This window comes from Massilia putida (genome assembly GCF_001941825.1).
GTDB lineage: Bacteria > Pseudomonadota > Gammaproteobacteria > Burkholderiales > Burkholderiaceae_D > Telluria > Telluria putida.
In genome coordinates, this window is sequence record NZ_CP019038.1 from 4,052,243 (window position 1) to 4,071,559 (window position 19,317).

19 protein-coding genes and 2 tRNA genes are annotated in these 19,317 nt (G+C 64.5%); 13 read left to right on the top strand and 8 right to left on the bottom strand.

Annotated features, from left to right (window positions below; all coding sequences use genetic code 11):
* Positions 1-53: 53 nt before the first annotated feature.
* From atpA to BVG12_RS20225, 7 genes are all read left to right on the top strand, one after another.
* Positions 54-1,589 (top strand): F0F1 ATP synthase subunit alpha, encoded by a 1,536-nt coding sequence (atpA, locus tag BVG12_RS20195; RefSeq protein ID WP_075793965.1) that lies wholly within the window; start codon positions 54-56, stop codon positions 1,587-1,589.
* A gap of 64 nt (positions 1,590-1,653) precedes the next feature.
* Positions 1,654-2,535: a F0F1 ATP synthase subunit gamma gene (gene atpG, locus BVG12_RS20200; protein ID WP_075793966.1), complete on the top strand. Its 882-nt coding sequence runs from the start codon at positions 1,654-1,656 to the stop codon at positions 2,533-2,535.
* 54 nt (positions 2,536-2,589) lie between these two features.
* Entirely contained in the window at positions 2,590-3,993 is a 1,404-nt protein-coding gene (gene atpD / locus BVG12_RS20205; RefSeq protein WP_075793967.1) for a F0F1 ATP synthase subunit beta, read from the top strand.
* Between the two features lie 25 nt (positions 3,994-4,018).
* The gene (locus BVG12_RS20210) at positions 4,019-4,444 is read left to right on the top strand and encodes a F0F1 ATP synthase subunit epsilon (RefSeq protein WP_075793968.1); all 426 of its coding nucleotides are present in this window, start codon (positions 4,019-4,021) and stop codon (positions 4,442-4,444) included.
* 224 nt (positions 4,445-4,668) lie between these two features.
* The gene (locus BVG12_RS20215) at positions 4,669-5,100 is read left to right on the top strand and encodes a CoA-binding protein (protein WP_075793969.1); all 432 of its coding nucleotides are present in this window, start codon (positions 4,669-4,671) and stop codon (positions 5,098-5,100) included.
* Positions 5,097-5,933 carry a PPK2 family polyphosphate kinase gene (locus BVG12_RS20220; protein ID WP_075793970.1) on the top strand — a complete coding sequence of 279 codons (837 nt, stop codon included), beginning with the start codon at positions 5,097-5,099 and terminating at the stop codon, positions 5,931-5,933. The genes BVG12_RS20215 and BVG12_RS20220 overlap by 4 nt, the downstream gene beginning before the upstream one ends.
* 60 nt (positions 5,934-5,993) lie before the next feature.
* On the top strand, positions 5,994-6,587 hold the full coding sequence (locus BVG12_RS20225) for a glutathione peroxidase (RefSeq protein ID WP_075793971.1): 594 nt from the start codon (positions 5,994-5,996) through the stop codon (positions 6,585-6,587).
* Between the two features lie 121 nt (positions 6,588-6,708).
* On the opposite strand, the gene BVG12_RS20230 is transcribed toward BVG12_RS20225, so the two are convergent.
* From BVG12_RS20230 to BVG12_RS20240, 3 genes are read right to left on the bottom strand one after another with little or no spacing between them, the layout of a single operon-like run.
* Entirely contained in the window at positions 6,709-8,562 is a 1,854-nt protein-coding gene (locus BVG12_RS20230) for a chorismate-binding protein (RefSeq protein ID WP_075793972.1), read from the bottom strand.
* Between the two features lie 8 nt (positions 8,563-8,570).
* On the bottom strand, positions 8,571-9,149 hold the full coding sequence (gene slmA, locus BVG12_RS20235; protein ID WP_075793973.1) for a nucleoid occlusion factor SlmA: 579 nt from the start codon (positions 9,147-9,149) through the stop codon (positions 8,571-8,573).
* A gap of 4 nt (positions 9,150-9,153) precedes the next feature.
* Positions 9,154-9,900, bottom strand: coding sequence for an HAD-IA family hydrolase (locus BVG12_RS20240; protein ID WP_229503666.1), 747 nt, complete (start codon positions 9,898-9,900; stop codon positions 9,154-9,156).
* A 165-nt stretch (positions 9,901-10,065) separates the two neighbouring features.
* Here BVG12_RS20240 and BVG12_RS20245 point away from each other — a divergent pair, with 165 nt between their 5' ends.
* Entirely contained in the window at positions 10,066-10,965 is a 900-nt protein-coding gene (locus BVG12_RS20245; protein WP_075793974.1) for a TraB/GumN family protein, read from the top strand.
* A 457-nt stretch (positions 10,966-11,422) separates the two neighbouring features.
* On the opposite strand, the gene BVG12_RS20250 is transcribed toward BVG12_RS20245, so the two are convergent.
* From BVG12_RS20250 to argB, 3 genes are all read right to left on the bottom strand, one after another.
* A tRNA-Asp gene (locus BVG12_RS20250) sits at positions 11,423-11,499 on the bottom strand.
* A 159-nt stretch (positions 11,500-11,658) separates the two neighbouring features.
* Positions 11,659-11,733: transfer RNA gene (locus BVG12_RS20255), tRNA-Thr, on the bottom strand.
* A 38-nt stretch (positions 11,734-11,771) separates the two neighbouring features.
* Positions 11,772-12,701, bottom strand: coding sequence for an acetylglutamate kinase (gene argB, locus BVG12_RS20260; protein ID WP_075793975.1), 930 nt, complete (start codon positions 12,699-12,701; stop codon positions 11,772-11,774).
* Positions 12,702-12,839: 138 nt separating this feature from the next.
* Between argB and BVG12_RS20265 the strand changes: the two genes are divergently transcribed.
* The gene (locus BVG12_RS20265; protein ID WP_075793976.1) at positions 12,840-13,049 is read left to right on the top strand and encodes a cysteine-rich CWC family protein; all 210 of its coding nucleotides are present in this window, start codon (positions 12,840-12,842) and stop codon (positions 13,047-13,049) included.
* Positions 13,050-13,055: 6 nt separating this feature from the next.
* Here the strand turns inward: BVG12_RS20265 and BVG12_RS20270 are convergent, their stop codons facing one another.
* A complete protein-coding gene (locus BVG12_RS20270; protein WP_075793977.1) occupies positions 13,056-14,174 on the bottom strand; it encodes an extracellular catalytic domain type 1 short-chain-length polyhydroxyalkanoate depolymerase in 1,119 nt (372 codons plus the stop codon).
* 289 nt (positions 14,175-14,463) lie between these two features.
* Here BVG12_RS20270 and BVG12_RS20275 point away from each other — a divergent pair, with 289 nt between their 5' ends.
* From BVG12_RS20275 to BVG12_RS20285, 3 genes are all read left to right on the top strand, one after another.
* Complete coding sequence (locus BVG12_RS20275) at positions 14,464-14,673, top strand: DUF1289 domain-containing protein (protein WP_075793978.1); 210 nt, start codon at positions 14,464-14,466, stop codon at positions 14,671-14,673.
* Positions 14,673-15,581 carry an MBL fold metallo-hydrolase gene (locus BVG12_RS20280; protein WP_156895688.1) on the top strand — a complete coding sequence of 303 codons (909 nt, stop codon included), beginning with the start codon at positions 14,673-14,675 and terminating at the stop codon, positions 15,579-15,581. Before BVG12_RS20275 ends, BVG12_RS20280 begins: the two co-directional genes overlap by 1 nt.
* A gap of 84 nt (positions 15,582-15,665) precedes the next feature.
* On the top strand, positions 15,666-16,625 hold the full coding sequence (locus BVG12_RS20285; protein ID WP_075793979.1) for an NAD(P)H-dependent flavin oxidoreductase: 960 nt from the start codon (positions 15,666-15,668) through the stop codon (positions 16,623-16,625).
* Positions 16,626-16,739: 114 nt separating this feature from the next.
* Here BVG12_RS20285 and BVG12_RS20290 read toward each other — a convergent pair whose 3' ends face one another.
* The gene (locus tag BVG12_RS20290) at positions 16,740-17,330 is read right to left on the bottom strand and encodes a hypoxanthine-guanine phosphoribosyltransferase (protein WP_075793980.1); all 591 of its coding nucleotides are present in this window, start codon (positions 17,328-17,330) and stop codon (positions 16,740-16,742) included.
* A 168-nt stretch (positions 17,331-17,498) separates the two neighbouring features.
* Here BVG12_RS20290 and BVG12_RS20295 point away from each other — a divergent pair, with 168 nt between their 5' ends.
* Complete coding sequence (locus BVG12_RS20295; protein ID WP_075793981.1) at positions 17,499-19,316, top strand: aminopeptidase P family protein; 1,818 nt, start codon at positions 17,499-17,501, stop codon at positions 19,314-19,316.
* The last annotated feature ends 1 nt before the right edge of the window (position 19,317 follow it).

The following is a 19,317-nucleotide window of genomic DNA, read 5'->3' on the forward strand; positions in this document are numbered from 1 at the left end:
GCCGCGTCCAGGACTTGCCCTACGCATCAAGAAACTATTAGGAGTTAGCACTCATGCAACTTAATTCGTCTGAAATCAGCGAACTGATCAAGAGCCGCATCCAGGGCCTCGAAGGTTCGGCTGATGTTCGTAACCAAGGCACGGTGATCTCCGTCGCCGACGGTATCTGCCGCATCCATGGTCTGTCGGACGTGATGCAGGGCGAGATGCTGGAATTCCCGGGCAACACCTTCGGTCTGGCCATGAACCTCGAGCGCGACTCGGTCGGCGCCGTGATCCTGGGTGCTTACGAGCACATCTCCGAAGGCAACACCGTCAAGACCACCGGCCGCATCCTGGAAGTGCCGATCGGTCCGGAACTGCGCGGCCGCGTCGTCAACGCACTGGGCCAGCCGATCGACGGCAAGGGTCCGATCGATGCCAAGCTGACCGCCCCGATCGAAAAGATCGCCCCGGGCGTGATCGCCCGCGAATCCGTCTCGCAGCCGCTGCAGACCGGCATCAAGTCCATCGACTCGATGGTGCCGATCGGCCGTGGCCAGCGCGAGCTGATCATCGGCGACCGCCAGACCGGTAAATCGGCTGTCGCAGTCGACGCGATCATCAACCAGAAGGGCCAGGGCGTCACCTGCGTGTACGTCGCGATCGGCCAGAAGGCCTCGACCATCAAGAACATCGTGCGCTCGTTGGAAGAGCACGGCGCGATGGAATACACGATCGTCGTCGCCGCGTCCGCTTCGGAATCGGCCGCCATGCAGTACATCTCGGCCTACTCGGGCTGCGCGATGGGCGAATACTTCCGCGACCGCGGCGAAGACGCGCTGATTGTGTACGACGACCTGTCGAAGCAGGCAGTCGCTTACCGCCAGATCTCGCTGCTGCTGCGCCGTCCGCCGGGCCGCGAAGCTTACCCGGGCGACGTGTTCTACCTGCACAGCCGTCTGCTGGAGCGTGCCGCACGCGTCAACGCCGACTACGTCGAAGCCTTCACCGGCGGCGCCGTCAAGGGCAAGACCGGTTCGCTGACCGCACTGCCGATCATCGAAACGCAAGCGGGCGACGTCTCGGCGTTCGTGCCGACCAACGTGATCTCGATTACCGACGGCCAGATCTTCCTGGAGACCTCGCTGTTCAACGCCGGTATCCGTCCGGCGATCAACGCGGGTATCTCGGTGTCGCGCGTCGGTGGCGCAGCTCAGACCAAGGTCATCAAGAGCCTGTCCGGCGGTATCCGTACCGACCTGGCACAGTACCGTGAACTGGCCGCGTTCGCGCAGTTCGCATCGGACCTGGACGAGTCGACCCGCAAACAGCTGGACCGCGGTGCGCGCGTGACCGAACTGCTGAAGCAGAAACAGTTCTCGCCGCTGCCGATCTCGCTGATGGCCGCTTCGCTGTTCGCCGTGAACAAGGGCTACTTCGACAGCATCGACGTCAAGCGCGTGCTGGACTTCGAAGCCGGCCTGCACGGCTACCTGAAGTCGAGCCACGGCGCCCTGCTGTCGAAGATCGAAGAGACCAAGGCACTGGACAAGGACGGCGAAGCAGCGCTGGCCGCCGCCATCGCCGATTTCAAGAAGTCGTTCTAAGACCGGCTTATTGATGGATCTCGGGACGGGGAGCAATCCTCGTCCCCTTAAGGAGTAAGGGCTCATGGCAGCAGGCAAAGAGATACGTGGCAAGATCAAGAGCGTAGAAAATACGAAGAAGATCACCAAGGCGATGGAAATGGTCGCCGCGTCCAAGATGCGCAAGGCGCAGGACCGGATGCGCGCCGCCCGTCCCTACAGCGAGAAGGTCCGTAACATCACGGCCAACCTCGCCACTGCGAACCCGGAGTACACCCACGCGTTCATGGCGCAAGCCAAGGACGTCGAGGCGAAAGCCGTCGGCTTCATCGTCGTCACGACCGACAAGGGTCTGTGCGGCGGCATGAACACCAACGTGTTGCGCCAGGTGACGCAGAAGTCCCGCGAGCTGGAAAGCGCGGGCAAACGCATTGAAGCCGTTGCAATCGGCAATAAAGGTCTGGGTTTCCTGAACCGCATCGGCGTGAAGGTCGTGTCGAGCGTCACCCAGATCGGCGACACCCCGCACCTGGAAAAGCTGATCGGCCCGATCAAGGTCATGCTCGACGCTTATCAGGATGGTCAGCTGGACGCGGTGTACCTGTGCTACACCAAGTTCATCAACACCATGCGCCAGGAACCGGTCATCGAGCAGCTGCTCCCGCTGCCGGCCGGTCACCTGGAGGCGGACAGCAACGCCCACTCGTGGGACTACATCTACGAGCCGGACGCGCAAGTCGTGATCGACGAGCTGCTGGTGCGTTACGTGGAAGCGCTGATCTACCAGGCGGTGGCCGAGAACCTGGCGTCCGAGCAATCGGCGCGTATGGTGGCGATGAAGGCCGCGACCGACAACGCGGGTAACGTCATCGGCGAGCTGAAGCTGGTCTACAACAAGACCCGCCAGGCGGCGATTACCAAAGAACTCTCCGAGATCGTGTCGGGCGCAGCTGCGATCAGCAGCTAAGCGACGCGAGCGACCTCACGAAACGACATTAAAACTATATCTGAAGGAACGAAAATGGCTGATGGCAAAATCGTTCAGTGTATCGGCGCGGTGGTTGACGTGGAATTCCCGCGCGACGCCATGCCGAAGGTGTATGACGCACTGAAAATGGAAGGCTCCGAACTGACGCTGGAAGTGCAGCAGCAGCTGGGCGACGGCATCGTCCGCACCATCGCGCTGGGCAGCTCGGAAGGCCTGCGTCGCGGCATGACCATCCAGAACACCGGCAACCCGATCATGGTGCCGGTCGGTCCGGCCACCCTGGGCCGCATCATGGACGTGCTGGGCAACCCGATCGACGAGCGCGGTCCGGTCAGCCAGGAGCGCACCGCGTCGATCCACCGTACCGCCCCGCAGTACGACGAGCTGTCGCCGTCGCAAGACCTGCTGGAAACCGGCATCAAGGTGATCGACCTGGTCTGCCCGTTCGCCAAAGGCGGTAAGGTCGGCCTGTTCGGCGGCGCCGGCGTCGGCAAGACCGTGAACATGATGGAACTGATCAACAACATCGCGAAAGCGCACTCGGGTCTGTCCGTGTTCGCCGGCGTGGGTGAGCGTACCCGTGAAGGTAACGACTTCTACCACGAAATGGCCGATGCGAAGGTCGTCGATCTGGACAACCTGGGCAACTCGAAGGTCGCGATGGTCTACGGCCAGATGAACGAACCGCCGGGCAACCGTCTGCGCGTCGCGCTGACCGGCCTGACGATGGCCGAAGCGTTCCGTGACGAAGGCAAGGACGTTCTGTTCTTCGTCGACAACATCTACCGTTACACGCTGGCCGGTACCGAAGTGTCGGCACTGCTGGGCCGTATGCCGTCCGCCGTGGGCTACCAGCCGACGCTGGCCGAAGAAATGGGCCGCCTGCAAGAGCGCATCACGTCGACCAAGACCGGTTCGATCACCTCGATCCAGGCCGTGTACGTCCCTGCGGACGACTTGACCGACCCGTCGCCGGCCACCACCTTCGCCCACCTGGACTCGACCGTCGTTCTGTCGCGTGACATCGCCTCGCTGGGTATCTACCCGGCCGTCGACCCGCTCGACTCGACCTCGCGCCAGCTGGACCCGCTGGTCGTCGGCGAAGAGCACTACAGCACCGCACGCGCCGTGCAGGGCACGCTGCAGCGCTACAAGGAACTGCGCGACATCATCGCGATTCTGGGCATGGACGAACTGGCACCGGAAGACAAGCTGGTCGTCGCACGCGCTCGTAAGATGCAGCGTTTCCTGTCGCAGCCGTTCCACGTCGCTGAAGTGTTTACCGGCGCACCGGGCAAGTACGTCTCGCTGAAAGACACGATCAAGGGCTTCAAGATGATCGCGTCGGGCGAGCTGGACCACCTGCCGGAGCAGGCGTTCTACATGGTCGGCACCATCGAAGAAGCGATCGAAAAGGCCAAGAAGCTGGCTGCCTAATCGCTAGCCTCTTCAAAGGACACTTATGGCAAATACCATTCACGTTGACGTCGTCTCGGCCGAAGAGCAGATCTTTTCGGGCGAAGCGGAATTCGTCGCGTTGCCGGGTGAATCGGGTGAGCTGGGTATCTACCCGATGCACACCCCCTTGATCACGCGCATCCGCCCGGGTGCCGTGCGCATCAAAGTGCCGGGCCGCAGCGACGAAGAATTCGTGTTCGTCGCCGGCGGCATCCTGGAAGTCCAGCCGAAAGGCGTGACGGTCCTGGCCGACACCGCGATCCGCGGTGCCGACTTGGACGAAGCGAAAGCCCAGGAAGCCAAGCGCCGTGCCGAAGAGCAGATGCTGAACAAGGAATCGCAGGTCGACTACGCCAAGGCGCAAGCCGAACTGGCGGCGGCGATCGCCCAGCTGGCGGCCATCGCCAAGCTGCGTCATAAAGGACGCTGATCGCTGGTTGTTCGAGCGCTCAAAGAAAAGCAGCCTCCGGGCTAGCAAAAGGCAGCCCCCGGGCTGCCTTTTTTATTTCCCAAAACCGGGGTCAGACCCCGGTTTTAGGAAATAGCTCGTAGGCCGTTGCCAAAACTCGGGATCTGACCCCGGTGTAAGCTGCGCCGTCCGGTGATGCAAACCTGATAAGCTAGCTTCAATGACAAAACGTTGAGATAGACATCGTGCGAACCATTGAACAAATCCTCCGCGCCGCCCGGACCGTCGCCGTGGTCGGGCTCTCGAACAAGCCCGAACGCGCCAGCCTGGAAGTTGCCGGCTACCTGCAGAAGCAGGGCTACCGCATCATCCCCATCAATCCCGCCTATGCCGGCCAGCAGATTCTCGGCGAGACCGTGTATGCCACGTTGCAGGACGCCGCCGACGTGCTCGCATCCGACGGCACCCGCATCGACATCGTCGACTGCTTCCGCAAGCCGGAAGAGATCCCGCCCATCGCCAAGGATGCCATCGACGTGCGCGCCGGCTGCCTGTGGATGCAGCTCGGCATCGAGAACCAGGTCGCCGCCGACCTGGCCCGTGCCGCCGGCCTGGACGTGGTGATGAACCACTGCATGCTGATCGAGCACCGCAAGCTGGGCGAGCGGGCCGCATGAGCATGCTGGAACGCTTCCGCGCACCGAAGAACCTCGAACTGCGCGACAAGGATGCCAGCGCTACCCCGCTGCGCGACGACAAGAAGGGCAAGCTCAAAAATGGCGAGATCAAGGAGCGCGAGCGAACGCTCACTGCCGAGCTGACGGCCGAGGTGGCCAAGCTGCAGGAAAAACTGTACGCGGCGCGCGACCAGAAACTGCTGCTGATCCTGCAAGGCATGGACACGTCCGGCAAGGACGGCACCGTCCGCGCGCTGTTCTCGCAGATCAATCCGATGGGCTTGCACGCCACGGGTTTCGTCGCGCCGACCGACAAGGAAAAGGCGCACGATTTTCTCTGGCGCGTGCACGCGTGCGTGCCGGGCAAGGGAGAAATCGGGATTTTCAACCGCAGCCATTACGAAGACGTGCTCGTGCCGCGGGTCTCGGGCGACCTGGATGACGACGCGCGCGAGCGCCGCTTCGCCCAGATCCGCGACTTCGAGCGCATGCTGGCCGAGACGGGGACGACGGTGATGAAAGTCTTCCTGCACATCTCCAAGGATGAGCAGCGCGAGCGCCTGCAGGCGCGCCTGGACGATCCGGAGAAGCACTGGAAGTTCGATCCGTCCGACCTGGCCGCGCGCTCGAAATGGGACGTCTACCAGCGCGCCTACAGCGAGACGATCAACGCGACGGACAGCGACCACGCGCCGTGGTACGTCGTGCCGGCCGATTCGAAGACGCACCGCAACCTGATCATCGCCCACCTGCTGCTGGAGACGATGCAGGGCATGAAGCTCGACTGGCCGGCGCCCAAGGCGGACATGTCGAAGGTGAAGATCGACGGGTGAGCCGCAGGTCCGCGCGGATTGGCATAGAATGAAGATCCACCAACCGCGCACCTTCCGACCATGCTCAAGACCACCGCTTTGCTGCTTTCCCTCGGCGCCGCCGTGACGTTCACCGCGGTGCCCGCGCTGGCGCAGACGCCGGCCGCCGTTGCCCAGCCGTCCGCCCATCCGGCCAGCTGCCCGGCCGTGTTGAAGCACACCTTCAACCGCCTGCAGGACGAAGCGCCGCAGGACTTGTGCCAGTACGCCGGCAAGGTGGTGCTGGTCGTGAACACGGCCAGCTACTGCGGTTTTACGAAGCAGTACGACGGCCTGGAAAAGCTGTACGCGAAGTACGCGCCGCGCGGCCTCGTCGTGCTGGGCTTCCCGTCGAACGATTTTAAACAGGAAGATGCCGACGTCAAAAAGATCGCCGACCTGTGCTACAACACGTACGGCGTGAAATTCCCGATGTTTACCAGCACCGTCGTGACAGGGGCCCACGCCAATCCGCTGTACTCGGAGCTGATCAAGGCCACCGGCAACCAGCCCAAGTGGAATTTTAATAAATACCTGATCGACCGGAACGGTAAAGTCATCGATTACTTCCCGAGCAAGGTGACGCCGGAAGATCCGGCCCTCGTCGGCAAGATCGAGCAGGCGCTGGGCGGCTAAGTCTCCCGCCGTCTCCCCCGCGAGCGCGGGGGACCATGTTGAGTCACCGAAGGCGTAACGGTAACCCGGGCATCACGATTATTGAAAGTCAGTATGCATTCCCGCTTTCGCAGGAATGACGTTATTTGCGCAGCACCGCCCTGAGCACCCCGCGCAAGGCATTGCAGACGACGATCTCCTGCGCATGCGCGAGGCTGTCGCGCGTGAGCGGGCACTCGATCGCGTCCCAGGCCGGATCGTCCAGCAGCACGCCGCGCATCACCCCGGGCAGCACGCCGGCCGACAACGGCGGCGTGTACCAGCGGCCGCCGATCTTCACGAACACATTGCTGCGTCCACCCTCCGTCAATTCCCCGCGTTCGTTGAAGAACAGCGTGTCGAAGGCGCCCACGCTTTCCGCCGCGCGCCAGGCCGCGTCGTAGCGGCTGCGGATGCTCGTCTTATGGCGCAGGAACACGTCGTGCGCGCGTGTCGGCTCGTCCGACAGGAGCAGCGTCACCGGCTCGCTCAACGGCGCCAGCGCGCCCGTCTGCACAACGATTTCCCCGTCGGGACGCAGCGCCAGGCGCACGCGGTGCGGCGCATCGTTCGGCAGCGCCGCGCAGGCTTGCAGCGCGGCGGCGCGCGCGAGATCAGGCTGGAACGGATGGCCGAAATACGCGGCGGATGCGCCGAGGCGCGCGAGGTGGCGTCCCAGGTGGCGGCAACCGTCGGCGCGCGTGGCGTAGATGGTCTCGAAGATCTCGAAGTCGTTCGTCAGGCCCGTGAGGAAGCTGGCCTTGAGCCGGCATTCGGCAAACTCCGCGCCGGCGTCGCTGTCGTACACGATGCCCGCGCCGACGCCCAGTTCGCCGTGACGCACGCCGTTCTGTTCCGGCTGCAGCGTCAATGTGCGGATCGGGACCGACAGACAAAAATCGCCGAACCGGGCACCCTGCAGCGCGCCGAATCCGCCGCCCGGCGGCGGCGGATCGATCCAGCCGATCGCGCCCGTGTAGATGCCGCGCGCGGCCGGCTCGAGTTCGCGGATGATCTCCATCGTGCGGCGCTTGGGCGCCCCCGTGATCGAGCCGCAGGGATACAGCGCGGCGAAGATGGCCGACAATTCCGTGCCCGGCACGAGCTGGGCCTGCACGGTCGACGTCATCTGCAGCACGCTGCTGTAGCGCTTCACTTCGAACAGCGCCGGCACGCCCACGCTGCCGGTGCGCGCGATGCGTCCGAGGTCGTTGCGCAGCAGGTCGACGATCATGAGGTTCTCGGCGCGGTTCTTTGGGTCGGCGGCCAGGTGCTGCGCGCGCACGGCGTTCACGACATCGTCATCGTCCGCCGGCGCCGTGCCCTTCATCGGACGCGCCAGCAGGCGACCGGCGTCGTGGCGCACGAACAGTTCCGGCGACAGCGACAGCACGGCGCGTCCGTCCGGCAGGCCGATGAGGGCCCCGTACGGCACCGGCTGGCGTGCGCGCAGGCGCGCGTACAACGCGCACACGGGACCGAAGGCATCGAAGCGCAAGCGGTACGTGTAGTTGACCTGGTAGGTGTCGCCGGCCGCGATGTAATCCCGGATGCGTTCGATGGCGTGCGCGAACGCGGGCTCGTCGACGTTGGCGCGCACGGCACCGATGCCGGCCGGGCCGCCGCCTTGTTCTTCCGCGCGCGCGGTCAGCCAGGCGTCGACCTGGGCGGCGTCGAGCATGTCGTAGCGTTCGAACAGCAGCACCTGGGCCAGCGGCGCGTGCAGCTCGCGCGCGGGCGCGGTGCCGACCAGCCGCTCTCCCAGTTCATACGTCAGCACGGGCACGGCGTGCAGGCCGCGCGCGAGCGCATCCTGGACGCCGTCCAGCAGGCGCGGCCAGTCGCGCGCGTCCTGGCAGGCCAGCGTACCGGCATAGCCGCCGTACAGGCGCGAGCGCGGCTGCGCATGGCCTTCGGGGCTCGCGTCGTCGAGCAGGGCGAATACGGTGGCATCCATGGCGATATTCAGGCGGCGAGCAGCAAGGCGAGTTGCAGCGGGCTGTTTTCGGTCGGGTGTTGTTTGAAGCCGCTTTTGGCGTAGCGGTGCCAGCGGCCGGTCACGTACGAGACGAGCATCGCGGCGCGTGCGGCCACGTCTTCCTCGCGTCCGTGCCCCTGGGTGGTGGCCACGCGCAGCGCCTGTTTGAACGCCAGCTCGACCTTGTCGTAGAACTGGTTCATGCGCAGCTGCAGGCGGTCGTCCTCGCCGACGAGGGCGTCGCCGATCAGCACGCGCGTCATGCCCGGGTTGTTGGCGGCGAACGACAACAAAATCTGCAGCATCGCATGCGCCTGCGCGACGCCGTTGTCCTCGCGTTCCGTAACCTGGTTGAACAAGGTGAACACGGTCGCCTCGATGAATTCGATCAGGCCTTCGAACATCTGCGCCTTGCTGGCGAAATGGCGGTACAGGGCCGCTTCCGACACCGACAGCCTGGCGGCCAGCGCCGCCGTCGTGATCTTCTCGCCCTTCGGATGTTCGAGCATGGCCGCAAGGGCCTGGAGGATCTGCTGTTTGCGTTGGCCCGGCTTCGTGCTTGCCATGTTGTTAGAAGTTCTCCGTGTGGGGTCGAGGTGCCAGCCGGCGCAAATGCGCGGACAGCCGAAGAACGGATTTTACTTTGACATCGACGTAACCGGGGCGTTTGACCATTTTCGGCAGGGGGGCTTTGCCGATCGGATCGCTGTAGCGCAGGTATTGCGTGACCCAGACCGTGCGTACGCCGAGCTGCTTGGCGCGCTTGAGGTTCACGAGCGTGTCCTCGACGAGGATGCAGCGGCTGGCGGCGAGACCTTGGCGGCGCAACAGGCGGCGCAGCATCAGCGTCGACGGTTTCGGACGCAGCTGGCCGTGCACGCGCATGTCTTCGATCGAGACGTGGTGCGCGAACTGGCGCTGCAGCCCGATGTGGCGCACGACGCCCGTCGAATACGCCGTCGGCGCGTTCGTCAGCAGGATCTTGCGCCCCGGGAGGCGGCGCAGCATGCGTTCCAGTCCGCGCTCGTAACGTACCAGCTCGTGCAGCGCGCCGATGTCGTGCGTCTGGCGCAGGAAGTCGGCGGCGTCGACGCGGTGGTGGCGGATCATCCCGAGCAGCGTGGCGCCATAGCGTTTCCAGTAGCCGACGCGGGCCGCGTTGACGGCCTCCTGGGTCGCGGGCGTGACGCCGTCGCCGAGCACGCGCGCGATGTACGTGTTCATGTTGGCGCTGATCGCCGGGAAGATCGCGTGCGATGCATCGTGCAGCGTGTTGTCGAGGTCGAACAGCCAGACGGGCGAGGAGGGCTTGGGCACAGGAAACGAAATCGGACAAGGGGAGTCGCGATTATATCGGGATGACGCGGGGGCTTCCGACCTCTGATCCAGATCGCACGCCGTACCGCTGAGCAGATCAATAATCGACTCAGCACGGTTACCCGAATTGGATGCAGAACGGCAATTCTTCCTGCGAGGATGCGTATGCGACGTTTCTTCCGCACGTTTCCGGTGTTGCTGCTGGGCTTGTTTTTGCTGGCCACACCAACGGCCCACGCGACCGACCGCGGCGCGTTATTCCGACTGACCCTGGACGGCCACGTGATGTATCTGTTCGGGACCCTGCATGTCGGCCTGCCGGCCTTTTATCCACTCGAAGACCGCCTCACGGGCGCGCTGGCGGCGTCCTCCACGCTGGCGCTCGAGATCGACCCCGACCAGCCCCGCGCCGACCTGCAGGACGCGCTGCGCACCTACGGCATGCTGGCGCCCGGCAACCCGGCCTATGACAGCCTGCCGCCCCAGCAGAAACGGCGGCTCGACAGGCTGTTGCAGCAGGGCGGCCTCGACGCATCGTCCATGCTGAGCTTCAAACCGGTGCTGCTGGCGACGATGCTGGCGCTGGCCGAATACACGCGGCAGGGTTACCGGTCGGACCTGTCGAGCGACGCCTGGCTGGTCCGCGAGGCGCGCCATCGCCACGTCCGGGTGCTGGCGCTGGAGTCGCTGGGCAGCCAGCTGGCGCTGCTCGACCGCCTGCCGGCGCCGGACCGCTGGCGTTTTCTGGAAGAGATGATGGACACGATCGAATCCGGCGCCCAGCGCACGGAAGCGCAGGAAGTCGTGCGGGCGTGGAGCACGGCGGACCGGGGCGCGCTCGACCGGCTGGCGGCGCAATGCGAGACCGATCACAGCGTCTCCGGACGGTTCGTGACGCAGGTGCTGCTCAAGGAGAGAAACGTGGACCTGGCGGACCGTCTGCTGCAATTGCTGCGTGCCGAGGAGCGGACGGTGGCCTCGATCGGCGTGATGCATTTGCTCGGGACCGGGAGTGTGCCTGACCTGCTAGCGCAGAGCGGGGTAATTGTGGAGCGAATTTATTAAGTGTCGGCCGGAACCGTCATTCCCGGCATTGCCGGAAATGACTTCCCGCGCAAGCGGGAATCCATACTGACGTTGCTAAAGACGCTCAGCATGGGTCTCCGCTTCCGCGGGGACGACGGCGGCTGAAATGAAGAAGGGCCGACGAATCGGCCCCTTTTTTAAATTCTGGCGGAGCGGACGGGGCTCGCCCACGTTCCGCGGGCCGCGGTTTCGCTTGCAAGCGAAACCCTTCGAGCCCTAAACCGCGCCTCCCGCAGGGGAGGCACTCCGATAGCAAAAATGGTCCGAAAATCGGACCCTTTTTTAAATTCTGGCGGAGCGGACGGGGCTCGCCCACGTTCCGCGGGCCGCGGTTTCGCTTGCAAGCGAAACCCTTCGAGCCCTAAACCGCGCCTCCCGCAGGGGAGGCACTCCGATAGCAAAAAAGGGTCCGAAAATCGGACCCTTTTTTAAATTCTGGCGGAGCGGACGGGGCTCGAACCCGCGACCCCCGGCGTGACAGGCCGGTATTCTAACCAACTGAACTACCGCTCCAGCTTTCCTGCGATCTCGCTTTATGACGCTTGTCATCGCGCCGCGAGTGTTCCACATTTCCTGCCGCGCGGGCAAACGCGCAGCGTGGACAAGTGTCTTGTCTTATCCGTTACGTCAGGCATCGGGGATACCACAACAGGCGGGAATGGGGACAAATCCTGGTGCCCTTGACGTGGATTGAACACGTGGCCTCTCCCTTACCAAGGGAGTGCTCTACCACTGAGCTACAAGGGCAAACAACGTTTGTGGCGTCATTCGGACACCACAAAAATTCAATGCGAGCGGATCATAGTGCCAAAAGCCTGTTCGGTCAAGACTTCCAGCAACAAAGAGTGCTCGATGCGGCCATCGATGATGTGCACGGTGTTCACGCCCGACTTGGCGGCGTCCAGGGCCGACGAGATCTTCGGCAGCATGCCGCCGGAAATCGTGCCGTCCGCGAACATCTCGTCGATCTCGCGTGCCGACAGGTCCGTCACCAGGTTGCCCTGCTTGTCCTGCACGCCGGCGATATTGGTCATCATGATCAGCTTTTCGGCTTTCAGGATTTCCGCGATCTTGCCGGCGACGACGTCGGCATTGATGTTGTAGGCCTGGCCGTCCTGGCCGAACCCGATCGGCGAGATGATCGGGATGAAGGCATCGTCCTGCAGCGCTTTCACGACGGCCGGATTGATCGCCTCGATTTCGCCGACGAAGCCGATGTCGAGGAATTCGCCCGGTTTGTCCTTGTCCGGCATCGACATCTTGCGTGCACGGATCAGGCCGCCGTCCTTGCCGGTCAGGCCCACGGCCTGGCCACCGTAGTGGTTGATCAGCATGACGATGTCCTGCTGGACTTCGCCGCCCAGCACCCACTCCACCACTTCCATGGTTTCTTCGTCGGTGATGCGCATGCCTTGCACGAACGTGCCTTGCTTGCCGATTTTTTTCAGGGCGTTGTCGATCTGCGGACCGCCGCCATGCACCACGACCGGGTTCATGCCGACCAGTTTCAGCAGGATGACGTCGCGCGCAAAACCGTGTTTCAGGCGCTCGTCGGTCATTGCATTGCCGCCGTATTTGATGACGATGGTCTTGCCGTGGAAATTGCGGATGTAGGGGAGTGCTTCGGCCAGGATCTGCGCCTTGATCTGCGGCGAGACCGCAGTCAGGTCATTATTCTGGTCGTCGCCCGTCAGATTGGTCAGCGTTGCGTTCATTGGGGGTCCGGAAAAGAATTTGCGAGATTTTACAGGCATTAGCCTGCCGCAGTGATCATTTTAGAAGCTCCATGTTGTATTTTCCGGCGCCCGCCGTTAAGGTGGATTACATCTGGATACACGACAGTCATCTTTCACATGAGTACCTGTACCCGCTGCGGCGCCGAATTCGGTTGCGCGATGGTCGACGGCACCGACGACGGTGCACCGTGCTGGTGCACGAAGCTGCCGCCCGTGGCTGCGCTGCCGCTCGCGGGCAAAGCGGCCGGGTGTTGGTGCCCGGCTTGCCTGGAACAGCATATCGCGCAACGGACGGCCGGGGCGCCGGATACGCCGCCCGGCACGTAAACAGCCTCAGCGCGCCGTGCGGAAGAACCGCATCATTTCCCGGCTCGCGTTCGGGCCGCGGCCATCCGTATAGCTGCCGCGCGTATCGCCACCCGACCACGCGTGCCCGGACCCATGGATCACCCAGTGTTCGGCATGGATGCTGCCATCCGGCTTGCGGTGCACCGTGCGCGTATAGGCGTGGCCGTCCGGTACGGTGCCGGGCTCCACCACGACGTCTTCGGCCGGATGGCGGCGCCTTCGCTTGATCAACTCGTCGCCATTGGCCGGGTGCACGGTCGTGTCGCGGTCGCCATGGAATACGATGATCGGCAACGATTTGCCGGGCTTGTGGTGCGTGCGGAAATCGCCCTTCATCGCGGCCATGGCCGAGGGCAGGTCGTGGGCGGCCGCGAACGGCAGGCCCGAGTGGACGCCGACGGCCGCGTACACGTCCGGATACAACGTGCCCATGATGGCCGCCATCGCGCCGCCCGCGGACAGGCCCGCGACGAAGATCTGGTCCGGATCGATCACGTAACGCGCCACGATATCCGCGGTGATCCCGGCGATGATCGACGGTTCGCCCTGGCCGCGCTGCTGGTCCGCCGCGCTGAACCAGTTCCAGCAGCGCGATGCATTGGCCTGCTGCGACTGGGCGGGATACGCGACGAGGCAGGCGTGTTCCTCGGCCAGCGCATTCATGCCGGTGCCGAGCGCGAAGTCGTCCGGATTCTGCGTGCAGCCGTGCAGCATCACGAGCAGCGGCGACGGTTGGCCCGAATACGTGCTGGGAATATAGAGCTTGTAGTCGCGGGTGCCCGCGTCGCTCGTATAGCTGGCGTCGATGAAATGGCCGGGCAGGCCGATCGCGGCCGCGCCGCTCGACAGCGGCGGCACATTGAACGGGTTGGCATTCTGGCCCAGGCGGGACAGGTCGGCCAGCATGTCGGAAAAGGCGTCGTAGGTCGGATGGTTCGAGGCCGGGGGCGTCGTGGTTTCCACGCTTTTGACGGCCGCGGTCTGCACGGCGGCGGCGTTTTTGACAGATTCCCGGATGACGGTGCGGGCAACTGCGGGGCCGCGGCGCATCAGGGATCGGGTCGCGGCGCGCATTTGCGCCAGGAACTTGTGATTCAGGGTCATCGGCACTCCTTGTGGGGTGTGTCGGCAATGCACCGGCGCGTGGCTGAGGCATCGAGCGAGAGTTCAGTCTTGATGGCGAAGCTTGCGCGAACCTTACAGATGGGGTACGTGCAACGTGCGCAACGGACGAGTCAAAGTTTACGCGGGTGAGCTTGTCGGTCAAGCGGGATTCGTCCGGATACGTTAATCTGCGTACCATGTGTCCTATATCCCAGACCGCTTTGCGCTTCGAGTCGCGCAACACAATACTTGAACGTACGACAATGTTGCAGCTTGCGCAGGCTGTGGCATGAACGACGCACGTCTTCCGCCGGAACAACAAACACCGGTCCCGTCTCCCTGCATCAACGTGTGCAAGATGTCGTCCGTGACGGGCTTGTGCGAAGGCTGTCTGCGCACCATCGACGAGATCGTCGCCTGGAGCTGCGCCGACGACGACTATAAACGCGCCGTGTGGGCGGAAATCCGCCGGCGCGAAGAACAGATCCCATTCGACTGATGCCGACCCTGCCGCCGGCGATCCACGTCTTCGAGCGCGGCTGGCTGTCGTCCAACAACATCCTCATCACGGGACACGATGGAGTTACACTCGTCGACACGGGCTATGCGACGCATGCCGCACAGACGCTGTCGCTCGTGCGCCACGCATTGCAGGCGCGCCCGCTGGACCGCGTCGTCAACACCCATCTGCACGCCGACCATTGCGGCGGCAACGCGGCCTTGCGCGATGTGTACGCGTGCCGCATCGCAATCCCCAAGGCGGAATGCGCGAAGGTCGACGCCTGGGACGAGGACGCGCTGAGTTTCCGCGCCACGGCCCAGCAATGTCCGCGTTTCACGTATGACGAGACCCTTGAATCCGGCCAGCGGCTGCGCATGGGCGACCTGGACTGGCAGGCACTGGCGGCGCCCGGCCACGATCCGCACGCGCTGCTGCTGTGGTGCGCAGAAGAGGGCATCCTGATCTCCGGCGACGCCCTGTGGCAGAACGGCTTCGGCGTCGTGTTCCCGGAACTGGTCGGCGAGCCCGGTTTTCATGACGTGCGCGCCACCTTGGACTTGATTGCGACGCTGGGCGCCCGCGTCGTCATTCCCGGCCATGGCGGCGCGTTCGACGACGTGCAGGCCGCGCTGGACCGCGCATACTCCCGTCTGGATTATCTGGCGGCCGACCCGGTGCGCAACGCGGAGAATGCCGTCCGCGTGCTAATAAAATTTCTACTGCTGGAACGGCGGCGCATCCCGCTGGCCGAGGTCGCATCGCTGTGCGCGACGGTGCCGCTGCTCGTGCTGGCGCGCGAACGGTTTTTTCACGGCAGCAGCGGAGAAATGGCGGACCGGCTCGTGCGTGCGCTCGTGAAAGCGGGCGCGGCGCGCGTCGACGGCGATACCCTCGTCGATGTCTGAGGAAAAATTAGAGCGCGGAATCTAGTACGGTCGTGCTTTTTTCATCCATAATCGACAGGTCCGATCAACTATCGCGAGAAATCCATGGCGCTGCCTCCCGTCCTGCAAAACCTGTCCCTCCCCGTCATCGCGTCGCCGATGTTCATCGCCAGCGGCCCCGCGCTGGTGGCCGCGCAGTGCAAGGCGGGCATCGTCGGTTCGTTTCCGGCGCTGAACGCGCGCCCGGCCGCGCTGCTCGACACGTGGCTGACGGAGCTTCAGCAGGAGCTGGGAGCGTACCAGGAAGCGCATCCCGATAAACAGGTCGGGCCGATCGCCGTCAACCAGATCGTGCACCAGTCGAACGACCGCCTGGAACACGACGTGGCCGTGTGCGTGAAGCACCAGGTGCCCATCATCATCTCGTCGCTGCGCGCGCCGCCGAAGGACATGCTGGATGCCGTGCACGCGTACGGCGGCATCGTGCTGCACGACGTCGTGTCGATCCGCCACGCCGAAAAAGCGCTGGAAGCGGGCGTGGACGGCCTGATTCTCGTCGCGGCCGGCGCCGGCGGCCATGCGGGCGCGCTGTCTCCGTTCGCGCTGGTGGGCGAAGTGCGTAAATTCTTCGACGGACCCGTAGCGCTGTCGGGTTCCATCGCCACGGGCGACGCCATCCTCGCCGCGCAGGCGATGGGCGCCGATTTCGCCTACATCGGCTCGCGCTGGCTGGCCACGCGCGAATCGAACGTCACGGACGCCTACCGCAATGCGATCGTGGAATCGTCGGCGGCGGACGTCGTCTATACGAACCTGTTCACGGGCGTGCACGGCAACTACCTCAAGAAATCGATCGTGGCGGCGGGGCTCGATCCGGACAACCTGCCCGTGTCGGACAAGAGCAAGATGAGTTTCGGTTCCGGCAGCGCGAAGGCGTGGCGCGATATCTGGGGGGCCGGCCAGGGTGTCGGGTTGATGGATGACGTACCGACCGTGGCGGAGATGGTGGAGCGGTTGACGCAGCAGTACCAAGCGGCGCGCGAGCGCCTGGGCCTGAAGGCCTGACCACACCGTCATCCCCGCGAAGGCGGGGAGTCATGCTGACTTTCCGAAGCCGATAATGACGCGAACTTCGGTACTTCAGCATGGGTTCCCGCTTTCGCGGGAACGACGTTGGGGTTACGCCACCGCCTGCATCACCTTGTCCGCATCCCGGATCACCCACAGCCCCGGCAGATTGCGCCAATACCCGTGCGCATCCATGCCGAAGCCGACGACGAACTGGTTCGGCACCGTCAGGCCGACGATGTCCGCCTGCACCGGTTTTACTTTGCCGAGATCCTTGTCGGCAAACACGGCCAGGATCACTTCGGCCGCGCCCATGTCGAGCAGGCGCTGTTTCACATGAGCCAGCGTTTCGCCTTCGTCGAGGATGTCGTCGACGATGATGATCGTGCGGCCCGTGACGTCCTGGCGCGGGATCACTTTCCACACGACTTCGCCGCCGCGGTCGAGGTCGCCGTAGCGGGTCACGTGGATGTAGTCGAATTCGAGGGGGAACGTCAGCTGGGGCAGCAGGTTGCCGGTGAACACCACCGCACCGCCCATGACGCCCAGCACGAGGGGGAAATCGCTCGTCTCGTCATTGTCGAAACGCTGGTTCAGCACCTCGGCGACGTTGCGTACGGCCGCCTGGACCTGGTCCGCGCTGACGATTTCTTCGGCATTGGCCAGCAGTGCGCGGGCGCGGTTGTAGTGAAAGTCTTGCATGATATTTCAGAGTCGGTTGTAGGATCCGGATAATCCTTGGGTGTGGGATTATCCGCCAGATTGTGTCCGCGCGCGATTCCAGTCAGTTACGGGCGGCGGCCGCGTTCGCTGCACCGGTGCGGAGGGCGTATCATACCGATTTGATAAACCGAACATCGATTTCGAGCCATGCCAGCACCTGACACTACCCACGTGCGCGCCGAGCGCCTTGCCCGGCTGCGCGCCGCGATGGCGCGCCACCACGTCGACGCCTTCATCGTGCCGTCCGCCGATCCGCACCTGTCCGAATACCTGCCCGGCCGTTGGAAAGGCCGCGAGTGGCTGTCCGGCTTCACGGGCTCCGTCGGCACGTTCATCGCCACGAACGACTTCGCCGGCGTCTGGACGGATGGCCGCTATTACACGCAGGCGGAGCAGGAATTGGCCGGCACGGCAATCCAGCTGATGAAGATCCCGTCCGGCGCGAGCCTGCTGCATATCGACTGGCTGGCGGAGAACATGGACGAAGGCCGGACCGTCGCCGTCGACGCGCGCGTGCTGGGCTTGTCCGTCGCGCGTCTGCTCGGTGATGCGCTCGCCGCGCGCGGTGTGAAGCTGCGCACCGACCTCGACCTGCTCGACGAGATCTGGACCGACCGCCCGGGTCTCCCGCCCGAGCCGGTCTACGAACACGTGGCGCCGTACGCCGTGCTCGCTCGCGCCGATAAACTGCACGCGACGCGCAATGCGATGGCGAAGCTGGGCGGCGAACGTCATTTCATCTCGACCCTCGACGACATCGCCTACCTGTTCAACCTGCGCGGCGCGGACGTCAGCTTCAATCCCGTGTTCCTCGCGCACGCGCTCGTGGAATCGACCGGCGCCACGCTGTTCGTCGCCGACGGCAAGATCGATGCAAGCCTGCGCGCGCGCCTCGAGCAGGATGGGGTGCGTGTCGCGCCGTACGACCAGGCGCAGCAAGCGCTGGCCGCGCTGCCGGCCGACAGCAGCCTGCTGATCGACCCGCGCCGCGTCACGGCCGGCATGCGCGCCGCCGTGCCGGCGCACGTGCGCGTCGTCGAAGCCATCAATCCGACGACGTTTGCGAAATCGCGCAAGCTCGAAGCCGAGATGGACCACGTGCGCGACACGATGGAACAGGACGGCGCCGCCCTGTGCGAATTTTTCGCGGAGCTCGAAGCGACGCTGGCGGATGCCGACCGCGCGCCGCTGAACGAGGTCCACATCGACGAACGGATCACGGCGGCACGCGCGCGCCGTCCCGGCTTCATCAGCCCCAGCTTCGGCACCATCGCCGGCTTCAATGCCAACGGCGCGATCATGCATTATCGGGCCGCGCCGGAGCACTGCGCCGTGATCGAAGGCGACGGCCTGCTTCTGATCGACTCCGGCGGCCAGTACCTGGGCGGCACGACGGACATCACGCGCGTCGTCCCCGTCGGCACGCCGTCCAGTGCCCAAAAGCGCGATTTCACGCTGGTGCTGAAAGGGATGATCGCCCTGTCCGTCGCGCGCTTCCCGCGCGGGACGAAAGGCCCGATGCTCGATGCGCTGGCGCGCGCCCCGATCTGGGCCGCCGGCATCGACTACGGCCACGGCACCGGCCACGGCGTCGGCTACTTCCTTAACGTGCACGAGGGCCCGCAAGTGATCTCGCCGTCCGCACCGCCGGAGCCGCATACGGCGCTGGAACCGGGCATGATCACGTCGAACGAGCCGGGCATCTATCGTCCGGGCCAGTGGGGCATCCGCATCGAGAACCTCGTGCTGACGCGCGTCGTGGGCGACGAAGGCTTCGGCGAATTCCTCGGCTTCGAAACGTTGACCCTGTGTCCGATCGACACCCGCTGCATCGACCTGTCGCTGATGCGCGGCGACGAGGTCGCGTGGCTCAACGATTACCACCGCAGCGTGCGCGCGCGCCTGCTGCCGCACGTGAGCGGCGCCGCGCGCGACTGGCTCGAACTGCGTACCAAGGAGATCTGAT

Bases quoted from the DNA above. Each gene is read 5' to 3' on its own strand.
- BVG12_RS20285 (WP_075793979.1), top strand. From the start codon at position 15,666: ATGGCGCTGCCTCCCGTCCTGCAAAACCTGTCCCTCCCCGTCATCGCG.
- slmA (WP_075793973.1), bottom strand. From the start codon at position 9,149: ATGGCAAGCACGAAGCCGGGCCAACGCAAACAGCAGATCCTCCAGGCC.
- BVG12_RS20230 (WP_075793972.1), bottom strand. From the start codon at position 8,562: ATGGATGCCACCGTATTCGCCCTGCTCGACGACGCGAGCCCCGAAGGC.
- atpG (WP_075793966.1), top strand. From the start codon at position 1,654: ATGGCAGCAGGCAAAGAGATACGTGGCAAGATCAAGAGCGTAGAAAAT.
- BVG12_RS20295 (WP_075793981.1), top strand. From the start codon at position 17,499: ATGCCAGCACCTGACACTACCCACGTGCGCGCCGAGCGCCTTGCCCGG.
- BVG12_RS20270 (WP_075793977.1), bottom strand. From the start codon at position 14,174: ATGACCCTGAATCACAAGTTCCTGGCGCAAATGCGCGCCGCGACCCGA.
- atpA (WP_075793965.1), top strand. From the start codon at position 54: ATGCAACTTAATTCGTCTGAAATCAGCGAACTGATCAAGAGCCGCATC.
- BVG12_RS20280 (WP_156895688.1), top strand. From the start codon at position 14,673: ATGCCGACCCTGCCGCCGGCGATCCACGTCTTCGAGCGCGGCTGGCTG.
- BVG12_RS20210 (WP_075793968.1), top strand. From the start codon at position 4,019: ATGGCAAATACCATTCACGTTGACGTCGTCTCGGCCGAAGAGCAGATC.
- BVG12_RS20225 (WP_075793971.1), top strand. From the start codon at position 5,994: ATGCTCAAGACCACCGCTTTGCTGCTTTCCCTCGGCGCCGCCGTGACG.
- atpD (WP_075793967.1), top strand. From the start codon at position 2,590: ATGGCTGATGGCAAAATCGTTCAGTGTATCGGCGCGGTGGTTGACGTG.
- BVG12_RS20290 (WP_075793980.1), bottom strand. From the start codon at position 17,330: ATGCAAGACTTTCACTACAACCGCGCCCGCGCACTGCTGGCCAATGCC.
- BVG12_RS20275 (WP_075793978.1), top strand. From the start codon at position 14,464: ATGAACGACGCACGTCTTCCGCCGGAACAACAAACACCGGTCCCGTCT.
- BVG12_RS20220 (WP_075793970.1), top strand. From the start codon at position 5,097: ATGAGCATGCTGGAACGCTTCCGCGCACCGAAGAACCTCGAACTGCGC.
- BVG12_RS20245 (WP_075793974.1), top strand. From the start codon at position 10,066: ATGCGACGTTTCTTCCGCACGTTTCCGGTGTTGCTGCTGGGCTTGTTT.
- BVG12_RS20265 (WP_075793976.1), top strand. From the start codon at position 12,840: ATGAGTACCTGTACCCGCTGCGGCGCCGAATTCGGTTGCGCGATGGTC.
- argB (WP_075793975.1), bottom strand. From the start codon at position 12,701: ATGAACGCAACGCTGACCAATCTGACGGGCGACGACCAGAATAATGAC.